This is a genomic window from Joostella atrarenae (genome assembly GCF_021764745.1).
GTDB classification, from domain to species: domain Bacteria; phylum Bacteroidota; class Bacteroidia; order Flavobacteriales; family Flavobacteriaceae; genus Galbibacter; species Galbibacter atrarenae.
In genome coordinates, this window is sequence record NZ_JAETXX010000023.1 from 1 (window position 1) to 6,198 (window position 6,198).

A 6,198-nucleotide genomic window follows, 5' to 3' on the forward strand; every position below is an offset into this window, starting at 1 on the left:
CAAGATTAGTGAGTATAAGAGCAGAGTAGGGCAATAGAAGGTAACGTGTTTGTATATGGTTTGTTGCGTGGTTTAAGCACTAAAGTTAGCAAATAAAAACCGAATAGAAAATCCGCGAGGATTTTCGTAAGTAGGCTAGAACGAAGCAATAAATTATATACGGTGTTGGCAACAGTTTTTTACTCAAACATAGCTTTAATTCTTTCATTAAGATTTTCATCACTTACTTTCAAAATTTCTTTAAATAAATCAGTTGAAGTAGGTTTTGCATTTGGATATTTATGTTTAGTAAAAAAGGATTGTAATGTTAAATTCAACCGTTCTTCACCAAGTAACTCACTTAATTCTACAAAAACAATAGCTCCTTTAGAATAGGATATAAATGCATTGTCTTTTGTGGCTTTTAATAGAGATAAATTTTCACTAAAGCCCTTTTCAGCGTCGTATATTTGTTTATGTATCTCTAAGCGTTCTAACATTTTTTCTTTACCATACATCTTTTTATATATCATCATTTCTGTATACATAGCTAAGCTTTCAGTTAGCATTGCATAGCCTTCTCGGTAATCAGGATCAATCTGGTTAGTTCCCCACCAAAAATGCGCTACTTCATGACCAGCCAATTCATTAATAACATCTTGATTGTGGTTGCCCGCTAGGTTGGCATGAAACGTCATATGCTCTGTCATAAATATAACACCAGGATAAGCGGTGCCTGCAAAACCTTGTGTAAACGATGACACTTCGGCAAATTGTATAGACGAAAACGGATAAGGCCCAAAATGTTTAGTACAATAATCTAATGACAGCTTTGTGTTCTCAATAAGGTGATCTATATTGTTTTCATGCAAAGGATGATATAAAACCTCAATAGAAACATCCTTATGTTGTGCTTTTTTAACCTCATAAGCAGCTGATGAAACCGCAAACCTAAAAGGAATGGCGTCTGCTTTATACTTATAGTAATTTCTATTAGCGTCTTGCCACTGCGATTTTAACGCGCCAGTGCCAACAGCAATTTGATTATTACCGGTTGAAATTTGCATGTCTAAAGAAATAAAGTCGTCTATATGAGTTTTTACCGCATCAAATGGTTTCATGGCAGTGGCTTCGCCCAAAGCATGTTGTTTTCTATTGGTCTTGTCTGAAATTTCCTGACTAGTATCATATCCAAATTGAGGATAATAGCGACTTATTCGCATAAAAGAGCCATCCTTTACAATCGCATTAAAAGGATTATGACCATTTACAGCCTCCCATTTGTAAGCCAAATGAAAGGTGAGTTTTGCCGAGTCTTGGGCTTGTAATGCCTGTTTTAATAGTATTTCTGAAATAGCCTTGTCTAGCGTTATGGTATCATTTTTATAGCTAAATAAAAGCGCTTGTATCTCAAAGTCTTCAGGCACGCTTATCAGTACAGAATCTATAGCTTGCTTGTGCTGATTTACCAACCAATACGTGCCTTTTATCTGGTAAGCTTGGTCTTCAGGAAACAAATCTATTTCTGTATTAACTTTTTTTATGGTTGGCTGCGGAAGGTTTTGGTATGCTCTATAATGCTTTTCGTAAGCAACACGCGCTAATATGTCAGCGTCTTTATCTTTGGAAACATAACCATCTAAAAACAAATAGCCACTCACCATGCCTATACATACGCAACTAACCATTGCAATAATATAAAGTTGTCTTTTAGCTTTAGTTTTTATCAAACCGTATAAAGCACATACAAGTCCTACAAGGGCAAACCCAAAAATCAGTCTGTAAATAAACGGCATTACATAAGCACCGTAACCTATAAAATCGCTATAAGCACCTTTGTAACCAGATAAAAAATGAAACAACGGATTCGTAATCATGTTTTTTGAAATAGGCGTCACAAACAATAAGAATAACAAGATAGATATGCCCAGTGCCACCGATTTACTCTTACTTATGTTATTAATAAATAGCAGCAGTAACGCAAAGAGTGTAAGTGGCAACGTATTAAAAACAAACACACCAAAATATGCTTGCCAATCAATAAAAGGGTATTTAAAAATAAGCTGAAAGATAATCGCTTCCAAGAGCATTAAACCGGTAAGAAAAATGATTAAAAGCACCATGCTTATAGCGTGTCCTAATAGACGCTCTTTGGCATAATAAGTCGTATTTTGAATGATTGAAAATCCACTAGCATTGGCACGCCAAAACACATCGTTTGTAAAGTAAACCACAACAAGTGCGCCTATAAAATAAAATGTTTCGTTAATGGTTTTAGCCAGTAAGCCAGAGCTAGCATACTGTTGCGGCAACCTAATACCCATATCTATATCGCCATACATTTCTACACCTACATAAAATAACAGTAAAGCAGAAACCGAAATGAGCGGAATACTTCTAAACAAATAAATAAAATCGATTTTCACAAAAGAGCGCAGCGCATGTTGTTTTGTTTTTGAAGTAAACAACGTGCTTACTTTCGCAAACGGAACATCTAGTAGTTTGGTTTTTTTAGGCGTTGTTTCAGCCTTTTTTTTTGTTGACTTTTGTTTGAAAACTGGCAGAAATGAGAACGCATTTATGCCTAATTTCATAATAAATAATGACAGTAGCACAACACCCAAACGGTTTATCAATAGTATGTTGCTAAACGACACGATGTTGTGGTTTCTTTCAGAAACACTAAAGTCCTTGGCATCATAAAAATAAGCCGACAACCCAAAAATATCAGTTATAGCAGATACTTTTTGAGCCAATAAAGACTGTGGTAACGATTGTGCCATAAACGGCGCGTTTGAAAACATGAGCACTATCATATAGGTGATGTATAACATCAATCCTGCAATAGCGACCAGTAGTTTATTCTGAAATTTTTTAGCAAAGAAAAACAGGATGCTGCATACCAATAAGCTATTTACCACACCAAAAATCAAATAAGGATATACATAATGCCACAGATGAAAGTCTGCAAGCATTTCAGAATCTGTTTGCACATGCAACCCAATAACATACCCAAGCATTACAATAAAAAAACTGAATGCAGTAAGTAAAAAGAAGGATAAAAAGCGTGCTAATGCAAAGTCGCGTTTCTTTATAGGTGTGGTGAAAACAATTAAATCAAAGTTAGCATCACGTTCCTTAAACAAGCCAGAAAAGGCTAGTAGTGTAGCAATCAAAATAATAAGTAAGCTCAACAAACCAGTCATAAACCCAACAGCGTAGGGTGCATTGGCTGCAATGCCATCGCCTACATTAATATGAAATTTATAGCCTGTAAAAAAGCCAAGCACCAAATACGCCAACAAAGCAAATTGCGTTGCTATGTGTTTTAGCGCGCTATATATATCGTTTAGTAAAACCGTTTTCATGTTGTGCTGTTTAAATAAGTGAAATAAGCGTGCTCTAAATTTGGAGTAACAGCTTTAAACCCAGTTGGGCAAGCATCGGCATACACGGTTACATGCATAACCTTTTCAATAAATTGCTTACTAATGATGTTGTGGTTTGGCTCAAGGTGAAGTAGCTCGTTTTTGGTTGTTGGTTTTTGCCATATTTTCCCTTGCAGAGCTTCAATAAATTGGTTTGGGCTACCTTTTGCCACAATAGCGCCTTGTTTTATAATTGCCATATCCGAACATAGATTTCGTACATCTTCTACCAAATGCGTCGATAATAAAATGATAATATCTTCGCCTATTTCGCTCAACAACGCATTAAACCTATTACGTTCTTCAGGATCTAAACCTGCTGTAGGTTCGTCTACAATCACAATTTTAGGATCTCCCAATAACGCTTGCGCTACGCCAAAACGTTGTTTCATACCACCAGAAAACGTATGTACTTCTTTGTTTTTGGCGTCAACTAAATTCACTTTATCCAGAAGATTCATAATTTGATCGTGGCGCTCGTACTTGTGATGAATACCTTTTAGTTTAGCCAAATGTTGTAGTAAATTATAAGCCGAAACTTTAGGATAAACACCAAAATACTGTGGTAAAAACCCTAGCTGTTTTTGTATTTCTAATGGGTTTTTTACAATATCTGTATCGTTAAAACTAATGTGTCCTTCGGTTGGTTTTTGTAAGCCTACAATGGTTTTCATAAGCGAAGATTTTCCTGCGCCATTAGGCCCAAGTAAGCCAAAAACACCGTTTGTTATGTTTAAATTTATGGCATAAAGTGCCTGGTGTCCGTTGTTATACACAAGGGACACATTGTTGATATTCAATGTATTCATAAGATAATATTTAAGGGAGTGCTAGTCTACATAGTCTATAATGTCTCCAGGTTTACAGTCTAAGGCTTTGCATATTTTTTCTAGAGTTTCAAAGCGAATGCCTTTGGCTTTTCCATTTTTTAGTATCGATAAATTTGCAGGTGTAATGCCAACTTCTTTAACCAATTCTTTACTCTTCATTTTTCGTTTGGCAAGCATGACATCTATATTTATTACAATGGGCATAGTTTAAATGTATAAGTCTTGTTCGTTTTGTAAATGCAATCCTTGGTTAAATATTTCTGACATAAAAAACACAAAAACACCTAAAACAAGATGCAAGATAATAATCAGAAACATTTCGTGTTCTATGGGCATAAAAAACGATGAGAATATGGTGAGTACAGCTGGTAGAAATATATTGACAAGATAAAACCGTCGTAAATGCACAATATTTTTGGCGGTAAATAATTTGTCTTGGTAAAATACTTTAAAGACATTAGATAGTAGCCAAAAAAACAAACCATACCCTAAAACAGGAATTAAAAACGAAAAGATTAAATACGTTGTGTTGCTGTCTAAAATTAAAAAAGATGTCTTTGTAAACGGGTAGGTGATAATGGTTTGCTTATCGTTTATTAGCAAATGGGTATTTGTCACCCAGCTGAATAACCCATAAACACCAGTCATTAAATACAAACCGCCCAATATCCTTGAGATGTAGTATAAAACTTTAGAAATAATAATTGATTTTCGCATATAATAAAAAGTAATTTATTACTGCAAATATATAAAAATATATCGTTTCACAATAATAAATTTTTTTTTAAGATAATTTTAGTGTTACTTTTTTTGTTAAAAACGATTCAATAACGTTTTTATCTTTATTCAAATAAAGTAAATCAATAGATTAACGTGAAGTTTAGTTTAATACTAAAATTTTAGGGAGTTTGATATTTTAATTAAGGGCGAGTTGGTCAAATTGTTGCCAACGGTTTTGTATATGGCTCGTAGCGTGTAAATTAGCGATTAACTTTCGGTTAAGCACGAGCCGAATTTTTTAATTTTCTTATTATCTTTTTTTCTCAATAAGCCAAATTAAAAAACTTGGCGGACTTGCAAATATGCCTTAACTTCGATTAAGCAACTAATTAGCTATGAGCTATATACGTTGTTGTAAGTAGTGCTTTTTTCATTCACTTACTTAATTTCAAAATCCGAAATGCTCCTTGAATTACCAACGCAAAAACAATTGTTCCGATAATCAAATCAGGTTTATTAGAACTCAAATAATGCACTAAAATTCCTGCAATTATTACTCCCAAATTGATAATCACGTCATTCGAAGTAAAAATCATACTCGCTTTCATATGTGCTTCTTCTTTGCTCTTTGACTTTTGCAAAATGTAAAGACAAATTCCATTTGCGATAAGTGCAAAAATCGAAACGATAATCATTGTTGAAAAATCGGGAAGTTTCTCGTTTCCGAAAAATCTTCTCAAGACTTCTACAAATCCTATAATCGCAAGTATTATTTGAAAATATCCAGCAAGTTTGGCAATCCGTTTTTTCTTTATTACTGTTCCGCCAACCGCAAACAAACTAATTCCGTACACAAAACTGTCCGCAAGCATATCTAAACTATCGGCAACAAGTCCCATAGATTTTGAGATAATTCCTGTTGTCATTTCGATTATGAAAAACGCAAAATTTATTGCAAGTACAGACCAAAGTAATTTTTTCTGATTTTCGTTTTCTTTAAATTCCGTTTGGTCGGTTTGTTCCGTTAAGATTTTCTTTCCGCCTAAATTCAGTTCGATAACGGACTTTTCAATTTGGTCAATTTCTCCGCTGTGAAAAACGGTCAATTTTCGATTCGGAATATCAAATTCCAAATTTGCAATGCTTGAAATTCCGTCCAATTTCATTCGGATTAGATTTTCCTCTGAAGGACAATCCATTTTGGTAATTTCAAATGTCGTTTTATTCACTTGGTTTCTGGG

5 protein-coding genes are annotated in these 6,198 nt (G+C 34.3%); all 5 read right to left on the minus strand.

Translation table 11 applies throughout. The features are described 5' to 3' along the window. Positions 1 to 179: 179 nt before the first annotated feature. The 5 genes from JM658_RS16715 to JM658_RS16730 all read right to left on the minus strand — a co-directional run bounded on the left by JM658_RS16715 (position 180) and on the right by JM658_RS16730 (position 6,186). Positions 180 to 3,347: a M1 family aminopeptidase gene (locus JM658_RS16715; RefSeq protein WP_236960990.1), complete on the minus strand. Its 3,168-nt coding sequence runs from the start codon at positions 3,345 to 3,347 to the stop codon at positions 180 to 182. Next, a complete protein-coding gene (locus JM658_RS16720) occupies positions 3,344 to 4,216 on the minus strand; it encodes an ABC transporter ATP-binding protein (protein ID WP_236960992.1) in 873 nt (290 codons plus the stop codon). The genes JM658_RS16715 and JM658_RS16720 overlap by 4 nt, the downstream gene beginning before the upstream one ends. A 21-nt stretch (positions 4,217 to 4,237) precedes the next feature. Further along, a complete protein-coding gene (locus JM658_RS16725) occupies positions 4,238 to 4,441 on the minus strand; it encodes a helix-turn-helix domain-containing protein (RefSeq protein WP_215929021.1) in 204 nt (67 codons plus the stop codon). Between the two features lie 3 nt (positions 4,442 to 4,444). Next, positions 4,445 to 4,954 (minus strand): DUF2975 domain-containing protein, encoded by a 510-nt coding sequence (locus JM658_RS17280; RefSeq protein ID WP_394800497.1) that lies wholly within the window; start codon positions 4,952 to 4,954, stop codon positions 4,445 to 4,447. 437 nt (positions 4,955 to 5,391) lie between these two features. Further along, complete coding sequence (locus tag JM658_RS16730; RefSeq protein ID WP_236960994.1) at positions 5,392 to 6,186, minus strand: cation transporter; 795 nt, start codon at positions 6,184 to 6,186, stop codon at positions 5,392 to 5,394. Positions 6,187 to 6,198 lie beyond the last annotated feature (12 nt).